The following is an 18,740-nucleotide window of genomic DNA, read 5'->3' as shown; positions in this document are numbered from 1 at the left end:
ACCATACAGGGCCACCCCCCTACAACGCAGCCGATCAGCATGACAGAACCCCCAACGAACAACAGCCGACGCCGCGGCATTATCCTTGCTGGTGGCGCGGGAACGCGCCTCTACCCGGTCACCCAGGCGGTCTCCAAACAGCTCCTGCCTGTTTACGACAAGCCGATGGTTTACTACCCGCTGAGCACGCTGATGCTGGCTGGTATCCGCGAGATTCTGCTCATCTCCACCCCTCAGGACACGCCAAGGTTCCAGCAACTTCTGGGGGATGGTCAGCAGTGGGGGCTGACCATCCAATATGCAGTGCAGCCACAGCCCGGCGGCGTAGCCGAAGCGCTGGTGATCGGCCGGAATTTCATCAAGGGGCACCCAAGCGCACTGATCCTGGGGGACAACATCTTCTATGGAAACGACCTTTCCAGCCTGTTGAGAAATTCTTGCAAACGATCTCGAGGAGGAACCATTTTCACCTACCCTGTCCAGGATCCTGAGCGCTACGGAGTCGTCACATTCGATGACCAGGGAATCGCTGTCGCACTAGAGGAAAAACCCGCAAAGCCGCGTTCCCGACACGCAGTCACCGGCTTATACTTCTATGACGAACAGGTATGTGATCTGGCGTCCCAGGTTGCACCATCCAATCGGGGCGAGCGCGAAATCACGGACATCAACCGCCTTTACCTCGAAAGAGGACTGCTGGATGTGGAGATGCTGGGCCGCGGCATGACCTGGCTGGACACAGGAACGCATGAATCACTGCTCGAGGCTTCCAGCTTCATCGAGGCAGTCGAAAAACGGCAAGGCCTCAAGGTGGCCTGCCCGGAAGAAATCGCTTTTCGCTGCGGGTACATTGATCGTACACAACTCGAGACGCTCGCCCGCCCCCTGAGCAAGAACCAGTACGGTCAGTACCTTCTGGAGCTTCTTGATGAAATCCCGGCGGTGAACCCGTGAAGATCACCGAGACTTCCCTGCCCGGCGTCTTGGTTGTCGAGCCCAAAATATTCGGAGATAGTCGCGGCTACTTCCTCGAGACGTACCAACGCGACCGATATGCGGAAGCCGGGATTCCCGACCAGTTCGTCCAGGACAACCTGTCGTTTTCGCGCGCTGGAATTCTGCGCGGGCTCCACCTGCAGCACCCGCGCGCGCAGGGCAAACTCGTTCAAGTCCTGCAGGGCGAAGTGTTTGACGTGGCGGTAGACGTACGCAGAGGGTCTCCGACCTTCGGCGTATGGGCCGGAGTCTGGCTGTCGGCCGAGAACCACCGACAGTTCTGGATACCGGAAGGGTTTGCCCACGGGTTCTGCGTTGCATCCGACACGGCGCTGTTCAGTTACAAATGCACCGACACCTATTGTCCGGAATGCGAACTGAGCATCCGCTGGAACGACCCGGACATCGGGATTGACTGGCCTTTGGTCAATATCTCGCTATCCGACAAAGACTCCGCAGCTCCAGCGCTCGCGGATATCCCGGATTCCAGACTTCCCGAATACCTCGAGACGCCCGAATGACACGCGTCCTCATCACGGGAAGAAACGGGCAGTTGGGACAAGAACTGGCGGCCACCCCCCCTGCGGGAATGGAGCTCCGCGCGCTGGATCGCGCTTCACTGGACATCACATCGGAAACCTCGGTAACCGAGGCCGTTGGCGCCCTGCGACCCGACTGGATCGTGAACACCGCTGCATACACGGCTGTCGATCAGGCAGAGCAGGCCCGCGAACAAGCATTTGCGGCAAACCAGACCGGGGCGACATATCTCGCCCAGGCTGCCGAACGCGCCGGCGCAAGGCTCATCCAGATCTCCACCGACTACGTGTTCGACGGAACGCTCGGGCGACCCGCCCGTCCGGATGACCCAACACGCCCAATCAACGTGTATGGCGCCAGCAAACGCGGAGGGGAGGAATCCGTGCTTGAGATCCTGGGCGACCGCGCACTTGTACTGCGTACCGCATGGGTATATTCAGCGACCGGCCAGAACTTCCTGAATTCGATGCTCAGGCTTATGGCAGAGCGAGAATCCCTGACTGTTGTCGAAGACCAGATCGGCACGCCCACCAGCACCAAGGGACTGGCTAGAGTGATTTTTGCGGCGATCCAGTCGGAGGTTCACGGCATCCACCACTGGACCGATGCGGGCGTGGCGAGCTGGTTCGATTTCGCAGTCGCGATCCATGCACGCGCCTGGTTGGGCGGTCTCCTCTCGCGCCCGTGCCGAATCCGGCCCATTGCTTCCAGCGAGTACCCTACGCGCGCCCCTCGGCCACCCGATTCGCGGCTGGACAAATCGTCGCTGCGCAGTATTTTGGGCGACCCAGGCGAAGCCTGGCCCGACGCGCTTGATCAGGTATTTGCCCGCATCGGTAAATGAATCCGATACCGCTACGCACTCACACTGGGGTGTCACGCACTCCGGGCCACTCTCCATGTGTGGAATGCCGCCGACCGGTCTACCGGATATTGCTCCGCCCGGCTGGCAGACTGACTAAAGCAAACGCTCACATTGAGTCCGACGGTTTCGTCCCGCGCCCGGTCTAGCCCGAGGCGTCGCGGGCCCCGTTGCGCGCCGCCTCGATGCGGGTGCGGATCTGGCTACGGTAGAGCTGCTCGTTGGGGATGCCCACCAGCGGCGTGCCGGCCGGACGACCCTCGGCATCGAAGGCCATGATGGTCGGCACGACACGCACCCCGTAATTCCGGCCGAGGCGATTCCCGGGCAGCGTCTCGCCATCAAAGTCGCGGACCTCGTCCCGGTCCAGCATCACCTTACGGATATGCACTTCGGCAAAGGCCGGATCCTCGGCCATCGGGCCCAAGTGCTGTTGTTCCGCCCGGTCACAGTAGGGGCAGCTACTGGAGGCGAACATGATCACGGTCGGTCGTCCATCACCGTTACCGGCCAGGGCCCGCAGATCGGTCGCACGCTCCACGCCACCGGCCGCCGCCGGGGGCGTCAGCACCAAGCCCGCCATCAGGGTAACGGCCCCCAGCAGGGCCGCGAACGGATTGCGTCTCGGGATTCGATGGATCGTCATGATGATCGGCCTCTCCAGATATCTGGACCCAGTCTAGGGGCACAAGATTAACGCAGACTGAAGGGCGTTTCGCGCCAACCCGGTCAACCCGGGAGCGGAGAGGGATTCATCGGCGACCTGGCGGGGGAACACGCACAAAAAAGCCCCGCCGAAGCGGGGCCTTGCACCGGCTCGCCGGCGAACCGGCGGCCGGGGTATTGCGAGCGACCTTAGTTTGCGCGCTGGCGCACGTCGGAGGTCACTTCCACGCGGCGGTTGGCCTCGCGGCCGGCCTGGGTGGAGTTGTCGGCGGTCGGGCGGTCTTCGCCGTAGCCGACGGTGCGGATGTCGCTTTCACGCACGCCTTCGCTGGCCAGGAAGTCGGCGACGGCCTGGGCACGACGCTCGGACAGACCCTGGTTGTAGTCGGCCGGGCCGATGGTGCAGGTGTGACCTTCGACCAGCACCGAGCTGTACTCGGCGTCGTCGGCGGTCAGGCTGCGGGCCAGGTCACGCAGGGCGGAACGGCCTTCGGAGCGCAGCTCGGCGCTGTCGAAGTCGAACAGCGCCTGGGCGCTCAGCGTGGTAGTGGTGAATTCCGGCTCCGGCTCCGGCTGCGGGGCAGCAGCGGGCTCGGGCTCGGGGGCTTCGGCGGTTTCCTGGATGTAGCCCGCGCACTGTTCGAACTTCACGTTTTCCGGGGCCCAGGAACGCGTGCGCACGCACTCACCAGAGCGATCGACCACGACCTTGCCGCTGCGGTCGGTGACGTTCGCGGCCGGCGGTTCCTGCGCAACGACCTGCCCGGCGGCGCCCAGCACCAGCGAAGCCACGGACGCGGCCAGAAGATTCTTAACGAGCTTATGATTCATTGCATAGCCTCCATGTAAAAACAATCGACGTCGGACCCCGTTTGCGGTCGTGCGGAAACCAGTGTCGCACGCGCATACGTAATCCAAAGCAGCGAGCTCCTTGCGCCAAGCCCTCTACAGTACCCTGATACTGGCACACAAGTTCGGGTTTTGCACGCAACGAGACGCAATTTTTGTATCGGCATCACAACGCCGTCACATTCCGCAAACTGGCCGGGATCCAGCCACTTTCGGCGGGACTGTCACGTCATTGCAACAGCCCCTGCGGGGATCCCGCGTATCTCAAGGGACACACAGTCGCATTAAGGGTTCCCTGACGCGGCGCCGACCCACGAGACCACACTGGGGCCGATCGTCGCGCCAGACAAAAAGACCCCGCCGAAGCGGGGTCCCGGGTACATCGGCGATGTACGGAGAAGGCGCGGCTTACATCATGCCGCCCATGCCTCCCATACCGCCCATGCCACCCATACCGCCCATGTCGTCGCCACCGGCGCCGCCACCGTCATCCTTCTTCGGGATGTCGGCGATCATGGCCTCGGTGGTGATCAGCAGGGCTGCCACGGACGCGGCGTTCTGCAGTGCGGAACGGGTCACCTTGGTCGGATCCAGGATGCCCATGTCGATCATGTCGCCGAACTCGCCAGTGGCGGCGTTGTAGCCGTAGTTGCCCTTGCCTTCCAGGACCTGGTTCAGGACCACGGACGGCTCGTCACCGGAGTTGTAGACGATCTGGCGCAGCGGCTCTTCCATCGCACGGCGGCAGATATTGATACCCGCGGTCTGCTCTTCGTTGTCGCCCTTGAGCTTGGTGATCGCGGCGCAGGCACGCAGCAGGGCCACGCCACCGCCGGGGACCACGCCTTCTTCCACCGCCGCACGCGTGGCGTGCAGGGCGTCCTCGACGCGGGCCTTCTTCTCTTTCATCTCGACCTCGGTGGCGGCACCGACCTTGATCACCGCAACACCGCCGGCCAGCTTGGCCACGCGTTCCTGCAGCTTCTCCTTGTCGTAGTCGGAGGTCGCTTCCTCGATCTGCGCACGGATCTGGTCAACACGGCCCTTGATGTCCTTGTTGGTGCCCATGCCGTCGATGATCGTGGTGTTTTCCTTGGTCACCTGCACCTTCTTGGCGCGGCCCAGGTCTTCCACCGTGGTCTTCTCCAGCGACAGGCCGACCTCTTCCGAGATCACCTGGCCACCGGTCAGCACGGCGATGTCCTGCAGCATGGCCTTGCGGCGATCGCCGAAGCCCGGGGCCTTCACGGCGGCGACCTTCACGATGCCGCGCATGGAGTTCACCACCAGCGTGGCCAGGGCCTCGCCCTCGATGTCCTCGGCGATGATCAGCAGCGGCTTGTTGGCCTTGGCGACGCCTTCCAGGATCGGCAGCAGATCACGGATGTTCGAGATCTTCTTGTCGAACAGCAGGATGTAGGCATCCTCCAGCTCGGCGCTCATGTTCTGCTGGTTGTTGATGAAGTAGGGCGACAGGTAGCCGCGATCGAACTGCATGCCTTCCACGACATCCAGCTCGTTTTCCAGCGAGGAACCTTCCTCGACGGTGATCACGCCTTCCTTGCCGACCTTGTCCATCGCATCGGCAATGATCTCGCCGATGGCGGTATCGGAGTTCGCGGAGATCGAACCGACCTGCGCGATCGCCTTGTGCTCGGTGCACGGCTTGGACAGCTTCTTCAGCTCTTCGGTCGCGGACTTGACGGCCTTGTCGATACCGCGCTTGAGGTCCATCGGGTTCATGCCGGCGGTGACCGCCTTCATGCCTTCGCGGACGATGGACTGGGCCAGCACGGTCGCGGTGGTGGTGCCGTCACCGGCGGCGTCGGAGGTCTGCGAGGAGACTTCCTTGACCAGCTGCGCGCCCATGTTCTCGAACTTGTCTTCCAGTTCGATCTCCTTGGCCACGGACACACCGTCCTTGGTCACGGTCGGGGCGCCGAAGGCCTTGTCCAGTACCACGTTGCGGCCCTTGGGACCGAGGGTGACCTTCACGGCGTTGGCCAGGGTGTTCACGCCCTTGGCCATGCGGGTACGGGCGTCGGTACCAAAGCGTACTTCTTTAGCGCTCATGATTCGTTCTACTCCTGAAAATTCGTGTTAGACGGACGCGGGACGGGGCCTCAGCCCTCGATGACGGCCATGATGTCGTCTTCGCGCATCACCAGGACGTCTTCGCCCTCGACCTTGACCTCGGTGCCGGAGTACTTGCCGAACAGGACCTTGTCACCGGCCTTCACGTCCAGCGGACGGGACTCGCCGTTATCCAGGATCTTGCCGTTGCCCACCGCCAGGACCTCGCCGCGGATCGGCTTTTCGGCCGCGGAATCCGGGATCACGATGCCGCCGGGGGTGGTGCGCTCTTCTTCCATACGCTTCACGATGACTCGATCGTGCAAAGGCCGCAGGTTCATGGTGCGAACTCCTTATAAAGTGTCTGCAACAGGAAAGTTGGGGTGTCGGACGGGCACCCTGTTAGCACCCGCCCCTGACGAGTGCTAATAATAGGGGCACACAAAGGCGAGTCAAGGGCGCGCGTTACAAATCCGGAGACCGCGGGGAGATCAGCGACGGTCGTCGTGATCGAGCCGGTCGTCAGGCGGCTCGCCACCGTCCTCGTGACGGCGGAACTCGCCCTCGATGGTGTCGCTGCCCTGTGCGCCGCCAGGGCCAGCCCCACGTGCGCGGACCATGCCGCGACGCAGGATGCCGTCCGCCGCCCAGCGCCGCAGCGGCGGGATCAACAGCACGAAGCCGGCGGCATCGGTGAAAAAACCCGGCAGCAACAGCAACACGGCGGCGCTCATCAGCAGCCAGCCTTCGACCAGACCCCGCGCCGGCACCTCCCCGCGCGCCAGGCTCTGCTGCAGACGGCGCCAGTGGTAGAAACCCTGCAACCGGAACAGCAGCAGCCCGGCCGCGGCCGTGATAATCACCAGCGCCACCGTCATCAGGGCGCCCACGGCGTCGCCCACCCAGGCAAAGCCGAAGATCTCGAGCAGTACCAGACCGAGAAAGACGAACAGGGGAAAGAGGGGGTTGCGCATCGAGGGGGTTCCGCAGATCAGGCCCGATTATTGGAACATGCCCCCCGGGTGCTGTCGATTGGAACCCCGGTGCGACGCGGATACTCCAAAAACCATTGACACCGGGACGCGCTGGCCGCGACCCGTTTTGTCCTTGCAAGGGGAAGGGAATTAAGCCAGTCTTCCGCACGTCTTTGGTGCATACGCCTGACGAGATATTCCGGAGAGCAAACGAACCATGCTGCGCACACCGATCCTGATGCTGGCCCTGCTGGCCTTCCTCGTCCCGGCCCTGACGACCGCCGCCGTGGAAGACCCGCGCGATCCGGAACACCACTTCTTCGACCCGACCTTCGGCGAGTTCCCCGAGGAGCTGGAGGAGGCGCGCGCGGCCGGCAAGAAGGGCATCCTGATCTTCTTCGAGATGGCCGACTGCCCGTTCTGCCACCGCATGAAGAACCAGGTGCTGAACCAGCCCGAGGTTCAGGAATACTTCAGCGAGCACTTTCTCGTATTCAGCGTCGACGTCGAGGGCGCCATCGAGATCGTCACCTTCGAGGGCGAGACCAAGACCCAAATGGACTGGGCCACCCGTGACTACCGGGTGCGCGCCACGCCCGTGTTCCAGTTCTTCAACCTCGAGGGCGAACCCATCGCCCGGTTCACCGGGGCCACGCGCGACGTCCGCGAGTTCCTCCAGCTGGGCGAGTTCGTAGCCGAGGGGCATTACAAGGACCAGAACTTCACGCGCTTCAAGCGCGAACAAGACGGCCGCTGAGCCCCATCCGCTCAACCCGCGAGGATCGACGCCTGATGTCGCCGATGCACCCCCGCTCGTCCGGCCCCCACCACCGGCGCCGACTGGCCCGCCTGCTGCTGGCCGGCCTGCTCCTGTGGCCGCTGGCCGGAGCGGTAATGGCACAGGACAGCGTCGGCGCGGCCGATGCCGGGCCCTTGCCCAACCCCATGCGGGTCGGTGACGCACTGGAACGCGTCGACGCCCTGCACCCACGGGTGCGCGCAGCACGCGCCGAACGCGAGCAGGCCCGCGCGGAGCTGGAAGCGACCCGTGCCGAACGCGACGTCAGCGTAAACGCCCGGCTCGAGGCCCGCTGGATCGAACCCAACGACCAGATCGAGGACCGCAGCCGCAACGACTCACGCGCCGCCATCGTGGCGCGCAAGCTGCTGAGCGACTTCGGCCAGTCCCACGCGCGCGAATCGGCCAGCGAGCAGCGTCTGGTTGCCGCCCGCCAGCACGAGGAACTGGCCCACGCCCGCCACCGCATCCACGTCCTCGAGCGCTACTTCGATGTGCTGCTGGCCGATCTGGCCTTTGCCCGCGACACCGAGGCAATGGCCGCGGCCTACGTCTCCAAGGAACGCGCCGAGGAGCGCAACCAGCGCGGTCAGGTGTCGGATATCGAGGTCTTTCGCCTTGAATCCGAATATCAGACCCTGCGCGTTCAGCGCACCCGCGCCCTGCAGAACCAGGCCCGCACCCGCGCCGCCCTGGCCGAGGCCCTGAACCGCCCGGACCGGCGTGTGCGCACCGTGCTCGCTCCCATGCTGCCGCTGGACCTGCCGGAACTGCCGGATCTGGACACCCTGCTGGCCGAGCTCGACAACACCAGCCCGCGCCTGCTGGCCGAACGCCGCCAGGTCGAGGCCGCCAGCCGCGAGGTGGCCGCCTCGCGCGCCCAGCGCCGTCCGCGCCTATATGCGGAGGCCGAATCCGGCTGGTGGAACCGCGACCTCGGCGGCGGAGACCGCAACCCGTTCGCCGCCGGCCTGGTGCTGGAGATCCCGCTGTACGAAGGCCGTCGCCACGACAGCCGCGTCGGCCAGGCCGTCGCCGCCCGTCACCGCGCCGAGGCCGAACTGGGCCAGGCACGCATCGAGGCCCGCAACCGCCTGCGCGAACTGCACGACGAGATCCGCGCCCTGCGCACCCAGCGCGACGAGGCCGCCTGGCGCATGGACTACCGCGAGCTCTACATCGACCGCGCGCGCTACCTCTACGACATCGAAGACCAGGCCGATCTGGGCGACTCGATGGTGCAGCAAAGCGCCGCGGCGCATTTCAATGCCAGCACCGAATACCAACTGGCCCTGGCCTACGAGCGCCTGGCCCTGCTAAGCGGCCGTGACGAGTTGAGCCCGTTCCGCGCCACCCAGGAAACCCCTTGAGCCGCCGGCCCACTGGCGACCGGACGGGAGAACTGCCCATGTCCCGCGTATTCACGAGCCCATCCCTGCTGACCACGGCCAGCCTGCTGGCCCTGCTCGCCGTCACCCCTGCGCCCTTGCTGGCCGAGGACGGCTTCGCGGCCCAGCTCGACTGGGGCGAGCGCTACCGCATCACCGCCCCGGTTGCCGGCCGCATCGAGTCGATCGAGGCCCGCGCCGGCGATCAGGTCGAAGCCGATGCCGTGCTGTTCCGCCTGGACACTCGACGCACCGATGCCGACCTGCGGGCCGCCCGGGCCACGCTGGAGCGCCTGCAGATGGAACTGGACGAGGCCGAACGCGAACGCGACAAGGCCGAGGACCTCTACGACCAGACCCTGATCGCCGCGCGCGAGCTGGAACTGGCCCGCATCGACTACGCGACGGTCGCCGCGCGCCTGGCCGAGGCCCGCGCCCAGCGTGACCGCATCCGCGCCGATCTTGACGACGCCACCATCCGCGCCCCGGCCAGCGGGCGCCTGGTGCGCGTCGAGGCCAACCCCGGCCAGTACGTGAACCCGGCCCTGCTGCCGCCGGTGCTCGCGATCCTCGGCACCACCGACCCGATGCGTGCCACGGCGACCGTCCCGGCCGACACGGCCACGACCCTGGAACCCGGGACCGAGGTTACGGTCGTAGTCGGCGACCAGCGCCTGCCCGGCACCATCGCGCGTGTGGGCTGGGAGCCGACCGGCGAGGAGCCCGAACGCGGCTACCGCGTCGAGGTCGAGTTCTCCCCGGCGGACGGTGTGCCGCTGCGGCCGGGCCAGACGGCGCGCATCGAACGGGATTCCTGAACCATGAGTACCACCCGGCAAGCCACCGAAGCCCGCGCCTGGCTGGTGATCACCACCCTGGATGACACGGCCGCGGCCGAGACCCTGGCCGGCACCCTGGTGGAACAGGGCCTGGCGGCCTGCGTGCACATCCTGCCGCCCGGACGCTCGGTCTACCTGTGGAAAGGGAATATCGAGAGCGACGCGGAAGTCACTCTACTGATCAAGACCTCGCCCGCACGTCTGGACGAACTCCAGACGCGCCTGGCGGACCAACACCCCTACGAGACACCCGAGATCATCGCCCTGCCGATCGAACACGGGCTGCCCGATTACCTGGACTGGATTACACAATGCACCTCCTGAACCCGCGCACCTGGCTGGCGAGCCTGCTCCTCGCCCTGACGCTGCTGCCCGCCCTGGCCCAGGCCGTCTTCGAGGACGACCTGCTGGACCCGGACGACGCCTTTGCCCTCAGTGCCGAGGCGATCGAAGCCGACACTGTGCGCCTCACCTGGGACATCGCGGACGAGTACTACATGTACCGCGAGCAATTCGAGTTCACGCCGGAGAGCGACGGACTCGAACTGGGCGAAGCCCGGATCCCGGACGGCGAGGTCAAGGAAGACGAGTTCTTCGGCCGGGTCGAGACCTATCGTGGCCAGGTGCAGGTCGAGCTGCCGATCGTGGCGGCCGAGAGCACAACCATCGAACTGACCGCGCGCTCGCAGGGCTGCGCGGATCTCGGCGTGTGCTATCCGCCGCATTTCCAGACCGTCTCCATCGAGCTGCCCGGCCTGCCGGGCGGGAACGGCGAGGCCGACGCGGACGAAGAACCCCGCGACGAGCCCGCGGAGGAACGCAGCGCGCTGGGCGACCTTGGCGAACTGTCCGGTGATCTGGGCGCCGCCGATGACCTGCTGGAACCGGAAAAGGCCTTCGCCGCATCGCTGGAGGCCATCAGCCAGAACGCGGTGATCCTGCGCTTCGATATCGCCGAGGGCTACTACCTCTACCGCGAACAGCTGGATGTGCGCATCGCCGAGGGCGACGGCATCGAACTGGGCCCGGTCAACCCGCCGGACGGCGAGCTGCAGGAAGACGAATTCTTCGGCGAGAGCCAGGTGTTTCGCGACCAGGTCGAGATCCTCGTCCCGGTGCTGCGTGACGCGGACGACGTCGCCGACATCACCCTGGCGATCGATTACCAGGGCTGCGCCGACGCCGGCGTGTGCTACCCGCCGCTGACCCAGGAGGTGTCGGTCACCTTCGCCTCCGACCTGGCCGCCGAGGCCGACACCGATGCCCTGCCGGAGACCGGCGACGAGCCGCGTGAGGACGACGAGGCCGCCGCGCCCGTCACCCAGCAGGACCGCATCGCGGCCCAGCTGGCCGACGGCCAGATCTGGCTGGTGGCGCTGGCGTTCTTCGGCTTCGGGCTGCTGCTGACGTTCACCCCCTGCGTGTTCCCGATGATCCCGATCCTGTCGAACATCATCATCGGGCAGAAGAACCTGACCACCCGCAAGGCGTTCCTGATCTCGCTGGTGTTCGTGCTGGCCATGGCGGTGACCTACACCGTGGCCGGGGTGTTCGCGGGTCTGGCAGGTGCCAACCTGCAGGCCGCGTTCCAGAACCCGTGGATCATCGGCACCTTTGTTGCCATCTTCATCGCGCTGGCGATGTCGATGTTCGGCTTCTACGACCTGCAGATGCCGGCCGGGGTGCAGAGCAAGCTGTCGCAGATCAGCAACAAACAGGAAGGCGGCACCTACGTCGGCGCCGGCATCATGGGCTTCCTCTCCGCCCTGATCGTCGGCCCCTGCGTGACCGCGCCGCTGATCGGTGCTCTGCTCTACATCAGCCACACCGGCGACGCGGTGCTGGGCGGTATCGCCCTGTTCGCGCTGAGCATGGGCATGGGGGCCCCGCTGCTGGCCATCGGCACCTCCGCCGGACGCCTGTTGCCGAAGGCCGGCCCGTGGATGGACACCATCAAAGCGGCCTTCGGGATCGGTCTGCTGGCCATTGGCATCTGGCTGCTCGAACGGGTCATCCCGGGCGAGATCGCGATGTTCCTGTGGGCCATCCTGCTGATCGTGACCGCGGTCTACATGGGTGCACTCAAGACCCTGCCGGAGGGCACCTCCGGCTGGCACACCCTGTGGAAGGGCCTGGGCGTGGTGCTCCTGATCTACGGCGTGCTGCTGATGCTGGGCGCGGCCACCGGCGGCAAGGACGTCTTCCGCCCACTGGCCACGCTCAACCAGCCTGCGGTGACCGCCAGCGGCGAACAGGCCGGGCCGACCGAGATGCAGTTCACCTACATCGACAGCCTCGAAGACCTCGAACGCGAGCTGGAGCAGGCACAGGGCAATAACCAGCCGGTGTTCCTGGACTTCTACGCCGACTGGTGCGTGGACTGCGTGCGCCTGGACCGCACCACCTTCCAGGACCAGCGCGTCATCAACGCGATGGCGGACGTGCACCTGCTCAAGGCCGATGTCACCGACAACACCTCGGAGCACCGCAACCTGATGCGCGAGTTCAACCTGTTCGGGCCCCCGGCCATGATCTTCTGGGACGCTGACGGCAATGAACTGCGCAACTACCGCAACGTCGGGTACCTGAATGCCGACCGTTTCCTGGCGCATGTGGAAAGCGCCATCGGGGTGACACCATGAGGCATCACACGCACGCGCTCGCCGGGCTGGCAGTCGCTACGGCCGGCGCCTTCATGCTGGCCGCCTGCGGCGATCCGGAACCGGAGATGGATACCGCTGGCGCCACCACCGACGCGGCCCCCGAGGTCGCAGCCGAGGAGGCCTCGGGTAACCAGCGCATCGACTTCACCCTGCCCGATCTCGCGGGGGACGAACGCCAGCTCAGCGAATGGGACGGCGACCTGATCGTGCTGAACTTCTGGGCCACCTGGTGTCCGCCCTGCAAGAAGGAAATGCCGCTGTTCCAGGACACCTACGAGGCGCACCGGGACGACGGCTTCACCATCGTCGCGGTGGCGGTGGACGAACAGACAGCCACCCAGCACTTCGTGGACGACTTCGGGATCGAATTCCCGGTCCTGATCGGTCAGGACGAGGCGGTCGCCGTGGGCCGCGAATACGGCAACCGCATTGGCGCCCTGCCCTACACCGTGCTGATCGCCCGCGATGGCACCATCCTCGACACCCATCGCGGCGAGGTGGAACCGGAAGACCTGGACGGGTGGCTGGAGGCGCACCTGTAGCATCCCCAAGTGCCGGAGTGGCGCGCCCGGCGCCCTTGCGCCACAAGGCTGGTAAGTTAGGGAGACACTGATTGGATTGCACGCTCGCGTTGGTACCCCCTGTTTCTCGAGACAAGGCGCGGTGCGCAGCCGGTAGTGGTTCTACCGGCAAGGGCCGCAACGCAGGATCGGGGAACAGGGGGTGCCACCCCCACAATTTATTTCACGAAGGGGCTCGGCCGCTTTTGCGTGGGAACGGCGTTACGGTTCCCTTGTGCAGAATGACTGCACGGCAGTCACCGTGCCTTGTTCGCACGCAAAAGCGACTCGAGCGCGAGCGTGCAATCCAATCAGTGTCTCCCTAAGCCGCCATGACCGAGCGCGAACGCCTGTGGGAACTCGCCCGCCTGATCCGACTGGATCGCCCGGTGGGCATCTATCTGCTACTGTGGCCCACCTTCTGGGCCCTGTGGGTAGCGGCCGACGGCTGGCCGCCCGCCTATCTGATCTTCATCTTCACCGCCGGCGTGGTCCTGATGCGCTCGGCCGGCTGCGCGATCAACGACTACGCCGACCGTGACTTCGACGCCCACGTGGCCCGTACCCGCGACCGTCCGCTGGCGATCGGCACGATCACCCCGCGCGAGGCCCTGGGCACCTTCGTGGCGCTCAGCGTGGTCGCCTTCGTGCTGGTGCTGTTCACCAATGTGCTGACCATCCTGTATTCCCTGGTGGCCGTTGCGCTGGCCGGCACCTATCCGTTCTCCAAGCGCTTCCACCACTTCCCGCAGGTCCATCTGGGCGCGGCCTTTGCCTGGGCCGTGCCAATGGCCTTCACCGCGGTCACCGGCGAGCATCCACCGCCCGTCGCCTGGCTGCTGTTCGTGACGGTTCTGGCCTGGACCGTGGTGTACGACACCTTCTACGGCATGGTGGATCGCGAGGACGATCTGAAGATCGGCTTGAAGTCCACCGCGATCGCCTTCGGCGAGCTGGACCGCCTGATCACCGCCGGGCTGCAGGTCCTGGTCTGGTACGGGCTCTACCTGGTCGGCCAGCACGCCGGGTTCGGGGGCTACTACACGGCCGGCCTGGTGATCGTCGCGATGCTGATGTTCTACCAGCAGTTCCTGATCTTCGAGCGCGAGCCCGCCGACTGCCTGCGCGCCTTCAAGAACAACCACTACCTGGGCGCCGTGGTCCTGCTGGCGATGATCGCCGACCATCACCTCGGCGCCTGACCCGCCCCCACGCGCCCCCGGGGCGACTCAGGCACGCGCCAGTACCAGCCCCTCCACCCGCTCGGCACCCGCCCGCCGCAGCACGTCGGCCAGCGCCGACAGCGTCGCCCCGGTGGTGGCCACATCATCCACCAGCAGCACATGCCGCCCCGCGAGATCCTCGCCGCGCCAGGCAAAGGCCCCCTTCACATTGCTCCGGCGGGCCTTGCGGCCCAGCGCCTGTTGCGACGCGGTGGCCCGAATGCGCCGCAACGCCCGGGTCTCCAGCGCCGCCCCCAATTCCGCCGCCACGCGCCGGGCCAGGACATCCGACTGATTGAAACCGCGCTCGCGCAGCCGCCGCCCGTGCAGCGGCACCGGCAGCACCGTATCGGGCGAGGACCGCCCCCCCTGGCCCTCACCGTCAAAGGCCACCCGGGCGACATGGCCCGCCAGCGCCGCCAGGGCCCGCTCGGCGCGAACGTTGCCGCCATGCTTGTAGACGAGGATCAACTGGTCCAGCGGCCAGGCATAGGCCCATCCGGCGTGCAGCGCGTCCAGCGCCGGGGGCTGGCGCACGCAGGCCGGGCACACCCCGGCCGTCGGCAAGGGGAGCGCACAGGTGGGACACGGGCGCTCCAGTGGTGGCAGATCGCCCCGGCAGCCCGTGCAAACCGCCGGTCCGGGCGTTAGGCACAGGCCGCAATGGGACGGGTACAGGGCGTCCGCTAGCCACTCGGCGCAGACAGCGGACCAGGCCGTCCAGCGCGCGGCCACGGCATGCACAGGGCCCGGTTGCGATGAAGGGGTCAGGGGCATGATGGTATGCTCTGCGTTTTGCATGCAGGGTAGACCATGGCCACCAGGACCGTCTCCGGGCGCAGCTCTCGGCGCGCCGCGTCGATGTTCGACATCGGCAACCTGATCAGCGTGTCGATCGCCGGCATCCCGCTGTTCGTGGTCAGCAGCGAGGGCGTCGGGGTCGGTTTCATCATCGCCGCGATCATGGGGATCGTCCCGCTGGTCCTGTGGTTCGGCGGCTCCATGCTGGTCTACGCCCTGAACAAGCACCACCCCGATCCGCGCGTCGGCCATCACACCCAGTGGGCCGCGTACCGCTACTACGCCCTGATGGGCGCGCTGATCGTGGTCGCCACCTTCTTCCCGCCGGATCTCGACTACTACCGCGCCTACTGGGCGATCGCCGCGGCCATCCTGCTGCCCTGGACGATCTACGCGCTGTTCACCATCTACCGCGAGCCCTGGGCGGATGTCGAGATCCCCGCCGAATCCGACGAGGACCACCACCTATGAGCACGCCCCGCCACGACTGGAATACCAACGAGGTCGAGGCCCTGCTCGACCTGCCGCTGAACGACCTGATCTTCCGTGCACAGACGGTGCACCGCGAGCACTTCGACCCGAACGCGGTGCAGGTGAGCACGCTGCTGTCGATCAAGACCGGGGCCTGCCCGGAGGACTGCGCCTACTGCCCGCAGAGCGCGCACCATGACGTGGAACTGGAGCGCGAGCGCCTGCTGCCGCTGGAGGAAGTGCTCGAGGCCGCGCGCAACGCCCGCGCCCAGGGCGCGACCCGCTTCTGCATGGGCGCGGCCTGGCGCAACCCCACCGACAAGAACCTGGAGCGCGTGATCGAGATGGTACGCGCCGTCAAGGACGAGGGGCTGGAGACCTGCATGACCCTCGGCATGCTGAAGGCCGAACAGGCGAAGCGCCTGTCCGAGGCGGGGCTGGACTACTACAACCACAACCTCGACACCTCGCCGGAGTTCTACGGCCACATCATCTCCACGCGCACCTACGAGGACCGCCTGGAGACCCTGGAGCACGTGCGCGAGGCCGGCATGAACGTCTGCTGCGGCGGCATCCTCGGCATGGGCGAGTCGCGGCGCGACCGCGCGCGCCTGCTGCAGCAGATGGCCAACCTGCCGAAGCACCCGGAATCGGTCCCGATCAACCAGCTGATCCAGGTCGAGGGCACGCCGCTGCACGGGATCGAGGACCTCGACCCGCTGGAGTTCGTGCGCACCATCGCCGCGACCCGCATCCTGATGCCGGCCTCCTACGTGCGCCTCTCCGCCGGGCGCACCGAGATGTCCGACGAGATGCAGGCCCTGTGCTTCCTGGCCGGCGCCAACTCGCTGTTCTACGGCGACACCCTGCTGACCACGCCGAACCCCGGCGAGAACCACGACCTCGCGCTGTTCGAACGCCTGGGCCTGCGCCCGGAGACCGGACCAGAGGCCCCTGCGGAATCGGACCGGCCCGCCTCCGCATCGGCCTGAGCCAAGCGGCCGGTGGCGGGCGACTTTCCCGATCATTTCTCGGCGGTGGCGGCGGCGTATGCCCGCCACCGCCCGGACTACCCCGCCGAGCTGTTTGACTGGCTGGCCGCGCACACCCCGCGCCACGAACGGGCCTGGGACTGCGCCAGCGGCAACGGCCAGGCCGCGCAGGGCCTGCAGCCGCACTTCCCGCAGGTCGTGGCGACGGATGCCGCCCCGGCCCTGCTGGCCGCCCTGCCGGCGACCACCGGCATCGACCGCATCGCCTGCGCCGCCGAGGCCTGCGCGCTGGCCGACGCCTCGATAGATCTCGCCTGTGTCGCCCAGGCCGCGCACTGGTTCCGCCACACCGAGTTCCATGACGAGGTCGCGCGCGTCCTGCGCCCGGGCGGCCTGCTGGCGATCTGGGGCTACGGCATCCTGCGCGCCGAGGACCCGGCGCTGGATCGCCTGCTGACCGACTTCCACGACACCACCCTGGCGCCCTGGTGGCCGGAGGAGCGCAGCCACATCCGCAGCCACTACCGCGACCTGCCCTTCCCCTGGCCGGAGATCGAGACGCCCGAGTTCCGTATCGACCGCGAGTGGGACCGCGACACCCTGCTCGGCTATCTCGGCACCTGGTCCGCCATCCGCCGCGCACAGGCCGCCGGCCAGGATCCGCTGGCCGCACTGGAGCCAGCCCTGCACGCACTGTGGCCGAACGCGGACATCACCGCCCGCGTGCACTGGCCGATCTTCCTGCGTGCCGGGCTGCGGCCGTGAGTGAGCGACTCACCATGAGCCATTCACCATGAGCGAGTCGCTGCAGGCCTTCCTGCAGGCCCGTCTCGACCGCGTGCGCACGGACGGTCGCTGGCGCCGGCTGCGCACGCTGGACGGTCCGCAGCAGCCGGAACAGGTCATCGACGGCCAGCCAGTCGTCGCCTTCTGCTCCAACGACTACCTGGGCCTGGCGGCCGATCCGGCCGTCACCGCCGCCGCCCGCGAGGCCCTCGACCGCTACGGGGTCGGGGCCGGCGCGGCCCATCTGATCAACGGCCACACCCGCGCCCATGTGGAACTGGAGCAGGCGCTGGCGCGCTTTACCAGCCGTGAGCGCGCGCTGCTGTTCTCCACCGGCTACATGGCTAACCTGGCGCTGGTACAGACGCTGGCCGGCCGCCGAGACACGGTGTTCGAGGACCGCTGGAACCATGCCTCGCTAATCGACGCCGTGCGCCTGGCCGGCGCGCGCAGCCAGCGCTATCGCCATGCCGATCCCGGGCATCTGCGCGAACGTCTGGAGCAGGCCCCCGATCGTGGTCACCGTCTGATCGTGACCGACGGGGTGTTCTCCATGGACGGCGACATCGCCCCGCTGCCGGAACTGGCCTCGCTGGCACGCGAGTTCGATGCCTGGCTGATGGTGGATGATGCCCACGGCCTGTCGGTGCTGGGCACGACCGGCGGCGGCAGCTGCCAGCACCACGGCCTCGGCGCGGACGACGTCCCGATCCTGATGGGCACGCTGGGCAAGGGCTTCGGCACCGCCGGGGCCTTCGTCGCCGGCTCCGAGGCCCTGATCGAGGCCTTGATCCAGACCGCGCGCCCCTACATCTACACCACCGCGATGCCTGCCGCCCTGGCCGCCGCCACGCTGACCTCCGTGCGCATCGCCGAGGCCGCCGAGGATCGCCGTGCGCACCTGCAGGACCTGCTGCAGCGACTGGGAGCGGGCCTGGACCGGCTCGGCCTGCAGCACCCTCCACCCCTGACCCCGATCCAGCCGGTCCACATCGGCGACGCCCGCCGCGCCAGTGCCGTGGCCGAGAGGCTGCTGGCCGCCGGCTTCCTGGTGCCGGCTATCCGTCCACCGACGGTCCCCGAGGGCCAGGCGCGGCTGCGCATCACGCTGTCCGCCAGCCACACCGAGTCTCAAGTGGATACGCTGCTACGGGCGCTGGAGCACGCGCTCGCCGCCACCACCACGTGAAACCGCGCACAGTCCCGACACGCAGCCGTTCACGCTTCCGCAAAACACCCCGCCACGTTAAACAACCGT

General features: G+C 66.9%; 20 protein-coding genes. 14 read left to right on the top strand and 6 right to left on the bottom strand.

Translation table 11 applies throughout. From position 1 onward, the window contains the following. The first annotated feature begins 39 nt into the window (after window positions 1-39). From rfbA to rfbD, 3 genes are read left to right on the top strand one after another with little or no spacing between them, the layout of a single operon-like run. The gene (gene rfbA, locus D106_RS0105105) at window positions 40-954 is read left to right on the top strand and encodes a glucose-1-phosphate thymidylyltransferase RfbA (RefSeq protein WP_018879389.1); all 915 of its coding nucleotides are present in this window, start codon (window positions 40-42) and stop codon (window positions 952-954) included. After that, window positions 951-1,517 carry a dTDP-4-dehydrorhamnose 3,5-epimerase gene (rfbC, locus tag D106_RS0105100; RefSeq protein ID WP_018879388.1) on the top strand — a complete coding sequence of 189 codons (567 nt, stop codon included), beginning with the start codon at window positions 951-953 and terminating at the stop codon, window positions 1,515-1,517. Before rfbA ends, rfbC begins: the two co-directional genes overlap by 4 nt. Continuing rightward, entirely contained in the window at window positions 1,514-2,380 is an 867-nt protein-coding gene (rfbD, locus tag D106_RS0105095) for a dTDP-4-dehydrorhamnose reductase (protein WP_018879387.1), read from the top strand. Before rfbC ends, rfbD begins: the two co-directional genes overlap by 4 nt. Before the next feature lie 163 nt (window positions 2,381-2,543). On the opposite strand, the gene D106_RS0105090 is transcribed toward rfbD, so the two are convergent. From D106_RS0105090 to D106_RS0105070, 5 genes are all read right to left on the bottom strand, one after another. After that, window positions 2,544-3,044: a thioredoxin fold domain-containing protein gene (locus tag D106_RS0105090; protein WP_018879386.1), complete on the bottom strand. Its 501-nt coding sequence runs from the start codon at window positions 3,042-3,044 to the stop codon at window positions 2,544-2,546. A 209-nt stretch (window positions 3,045-3,253) separates the two neighbouring features. After that, complete coding sequence (locus tag D106_RS0105085) at window positions 3,254-3,895, bottom strand: OmpA family protein (RefSeq protein ID WP_018865885.1); 642 nt, start codon at window positions 3,893-3,895, stop codon at window positions 3,254-3,256. Window positions 3,896-4,321: 426 nt separating this feature from the next. Further along, the gene (groL, locus tag D106_RS0105080; protein WP_018865886.1) at window positions 4,322-5,986 is read right to left on the bottom strand and encodes a chaperonin GroEL; all 1,665 of its coding nucleotides are present in this window, start codon (window positions 5,984-5,986) and stop codon (window positions 4,322-4,324) included. Between the two features lie 50 nt (window positions 5,987-6,036). After that, window positions 6,037-6,327, bottom strand: a complete 291-nt coding sequence (groES, locus tag D106_RS0105075) for a co-chaperone GroES (RefSeq protein WP_017942807.1) — start codon at window positions 6,325-6,327, stop codon at window positions 6,037-6,039. A gap of 150 nt (window positions 6,328-6,477) precedes the next feature. Continuing rightward, window positions 6,478-6,960 (bottom strand): FxsA family protein, encoded by a 483-nt coding sequence (locus D106_RS0105070; RefSeq protein WP_018865887.1) that lies wholly within the window; start codon window positions 6,958-6,960, stop codon window positions 6,478-6,480. A 217-nt stretch (window positions 6,961-7,177) separates the two neighbouring features. On the opposite strand from D106_RS0105070, the gene D106_RS0105065 reads away from it, so the two are divergent. From D106_RS0105065 to ubiA, 7 genes are all read left to right on the top strand, one after another. After that, window positions 7,178-7,717 carry a thioredoxin family protein gene (locus D106_RS0105065; protein WP_018865888.1) on the top strand — a complete coding sequence of 180 codons (540 nt, stop codon included), beginning with the start codon at window positions 7,178-7,180 and terminating at the stop codon, window positions 7,715-7,717. Window positions 7,718-7,752: 35 nt separating this feature from the next. Continuing rightward, window positions 7,753-9,129 carry a TolC family protein gene (locus tag D106_RS0105060; RefSeq protein WP_018865889.1) on the top strand — a complete coding sequence of 459 codons (1,377 nt, stop codon included), beginning with the start codon at window positions 7,753-7,755 and terminating at the stop codon, window positions 9,127-9,129. A gap of 38 nt (window positions 9,130-9,167) precedes the next feature. Continuing rightward, on the top strand, window positions 9,168-9,965 hold the full coding sequence (locus D106_RS0105055) for an efflux RND transporter periplasmic adaptor subunit (RefSeq protein WP_018865890.1): 798 nt from the start codon (window positions 9,168-9,170) through the stop codon (window positions 9,963-9,965). Between the two features lie 3 nt (window positions 9,966-9,968). Then, complete coding sequence (gene cutA / locus D106_RS0105050) at window positions 9,969-10,310, top strand: divalent-cation tolerance protein CutA (RefSeq protein ID WP_018865891.1); 342 nt, start codon at window positions 9,969-9,971, stop codon at window positions 10,308-10,310. After that, complete coding sequence (gene dsbD / locus D106_RS0105045) at window positions 10,298-12,628, top strand: protein-disulfide reductase DsbD (protein ID WP_018879385.1); 2,331 nt, start codon at window positions 10,298-10,300, stop codon at window positions 12,626-12,628. Before cutA ends, dsbD begins: the two co-directional genes overlap by 13 nt. Next, window positions 12,625-13,191, top strand: coding sequence for a peroxiredoxin (locus D106_RS0105040; RefSeq protein WP_026280567.1), 567 nt, complete (start codon window positions 12,625-12,627; stop codon window positions 13,189-13,191). The genes dsbD and D106_RS0105040 overlap by 4 nt, the downstream gene beginning before the upstream one ends. Before the next feature lie 350 nt (window positions 13,192-13,541). Beyond that, window positions 13,542-14,411 carry a 4-hydroxybenzoate octaprenyltransferase gene (gene ubiA / locus D106_RS0105035; RefSeq protein ID WP_018879384.1) on the top strand — a complete coding sequence of 290 codons (870 nt, stop codon included), beginning with the start codon at window positions 13,542-13,544 and terminating at the stop codon, window positions 14,409-14,411. A gap of 27 nt (window positions 14,412-14,438) precedes the next feature. Here the strand turns inward: ubiA and D106_RS0105030 are convergent, their stop codons facing one another. Continuing rightward, window positions 14,439-15,209: a ComF family protein gene (locus D106_RS0105030; RefSeq protein ID WP_369773047.1), complete on the bottom strand. Its 771-nt coding sequence runs from the start codon at window positions 15,207-15,209 to the stop codon at window positions 14,439-14,441. Between the two features lie 36 nt (window positions 15,210-15,245). Between D106_RS0105030 and D106_RS0105025 the strand changes: the two genes are divergently transcribed. Genes D106_RS0105025 through bioF form a run of 4 tightly spaced genes read left to right on the top strand, consistent with a single transcriptional unit; the run spans window position 15,246 to window position 18,671 of the window. Continuing rightward, on the top strand, window positions 15,246-15,704 hold the full coding sequence (locus tag D106_RS0105025; RefSeq protein WP_026279170.1) for a hypothetical protein: 459 nt from the start codon (window positions 15,246-15,248) through the stop codon (window positions 15,702-15,704). Then, the gene (gene bioB / locus D106_RS0105020) at window positions 15,701-16,696 is read left to right on the top strand and encodes a biotin synthase BioB (RefSeq protein WP_018879382.1); all 996 of its coding nucleotides are present in this window, start codon (window positions 15,701-15,703) and stop codon (window positions 16,694-16,696) included. The genes D106_RS0105025 and bioB overlap by 4 nt, the downstream gene beginning before the upstream one ends. Before the next feature lie 12 nt (window positions 16,697-16,708). After that, window positions 16,709-17,461 carry a methyltransferase domain-containing protein gene (locus D106_RS0105015; RefSeq protein ID WP_018879381.1) on the top strand — a complete coding sequence of 251 codons (753 nt, stop codon included), beginning with the start codon at window positions 16,709-16,711 and terminating at the stop codon, window positions 17,459-17,461. A 28-nt stretch (window positions 17,462-17,489) separates the two neighbouring features. Continuing rightward, complete coding sequence (gene bioF, locus D106_RS0105010; RefSeq protein ID WP_018879380.1) at window positions 17,490-18,671, top strand: 8-amino-7-oxononanoate synthase; 1,182 nt, start codon at window positions 17,490-17,492, stop codon at window positions 18,669-18,671. The last annotated feature ends 69 nt before the right edge of the window (window positions 18,672-18,740 follow it).

The sequence above is a fragment of the Thioalkalivibrio sp. ALE9 genome (assembly GCF_000377445.1).
Classification (GTDB): Bacteria; Pseudomonadota; Gammaproteobacteria; order Ectothiorhodospirales; family Ectothiorhodospiraceae; genus Thioalkalivibrio.
Note: the sequence above shows the minus strand (reverse complement) of the source record. Positions and strands in the feature narration are given on the sequence as shown.

Coding starts and splice junctions, on each gene's coding strand:
- rfbA (WP_018879389.1), top strand. CDS start 40: ATGACAGAACCCCCAACGAACAACAGCCGACGCCGCGGCATTATCCTT.
- rfbD (WP_018879387.1), top strand. CDS start 1,514: ATGACACGCGTCCTCATCACGGGAAGAAACGGGCAGTTGGGACAAGAA.
- D106_RS0105090 (WP_018879386.1), bottom strand. CDS start 3,044: ATGACGATCCATCGAATCCCGAGACGCAATCCGTTCGCGGCCCTGCTG.
- D106_RS0105085 (WP_018865885.1), bottom strand. CDS start 3,895: ATGAATCATAAGCTCGTTAAGAATCTTCTGGCCGCGTCCGTGGCTTCG.
- groL (WP_018865886.1), bottom strand. CDS start 5,986: ATGAGCGCTAAAGAAGTACGCTTTGGTACCGACGCCCGTACCCGCATG.
- groES (WP_017942807.1), bottom strand. CDS start 6,327: ATGAACCTGCGGCCTTTGCACGATCGAGTCATCGTGAAGCGTATGGAA.
- D106_RS0105070 (WP_018865887.1), bottom strand. CDS start 6,960: ATGCGCAACCCCCTCTTTCCCCTGTTCGTCTTTCTCGGTCTGGTACTG.
- D106_RS0105065 (WP_018865888.1), top strand. CDS start 7,178: ATGCTGCGCACACCGATCCTGATGCTGGCCCTGCTGGCCTTCCTCGTC.
- D106_RS0105060 (WP_018865889.1), top strand. CDS start 7,753: ATGTCGCCGATGCACCCCCGCTCGTCCGGCCCCCACCACCGGCGCCGA.
- D106_RS0105055 (WP_018865890.1), top strand. CDS start 9,168: ATGTCCCGCGTATTCACGAGCCCATCCCTGCTGACCACGGCCAGCCTG.
- cutA (WP_018865891.1), top strand. CDS start 9,969: ATGAGTACCACCCGGCAAGCCACCGAAGCCCGCGCCTGGCTGGTGATC.
- dsbD (WP_018879385.1), top strand. CDS start 10,298: ATGCACCTCCTGAACCCGCGCACCTGGCTGGCGAGCCTGCTCCTCGCC.
- D106_RS0105040 (WP_026280567.1), top strand. CDS start 12,625: ATGAGGCATCACACGCACGCGCTCGCCGGGCTGGCAGTCGCTACGGCC.
- ubiA (WP_018879384.1), top strand. CDS start 13,542: ATGACCGAGCGCGAACGCCTGTGGGAACTCGCCCGCCTGATCCGACTG.
- D106_RS0105030 (WP_369773047.1), bottom strand. CDS start 15,209: ATGCCCCTGACCCCTTCATCGCAACCGGGCCCTGTGCATGCCGTGGCC.
- D106_RS0105025 (WP_026279170.1), top strand. CDS start 15,246: ATGGCCACCAGGACCGTCTCCGGGCGCAGCTCTCGGCGCGCCGCGTCG.
- bioB (WP_018879382.1), top strand. CDS start 15,701: ATGAGCACGCCCCGCCACGACTGGAATACCAACGAGGTCGAGGCCCTG.
- bioF (WP_018879380.1), top strand. CDS start 17,490: ATGAGCGAGTCGCTGCAGGCCTTCCTGCAGGCCCGTCTCGACCGCGTG.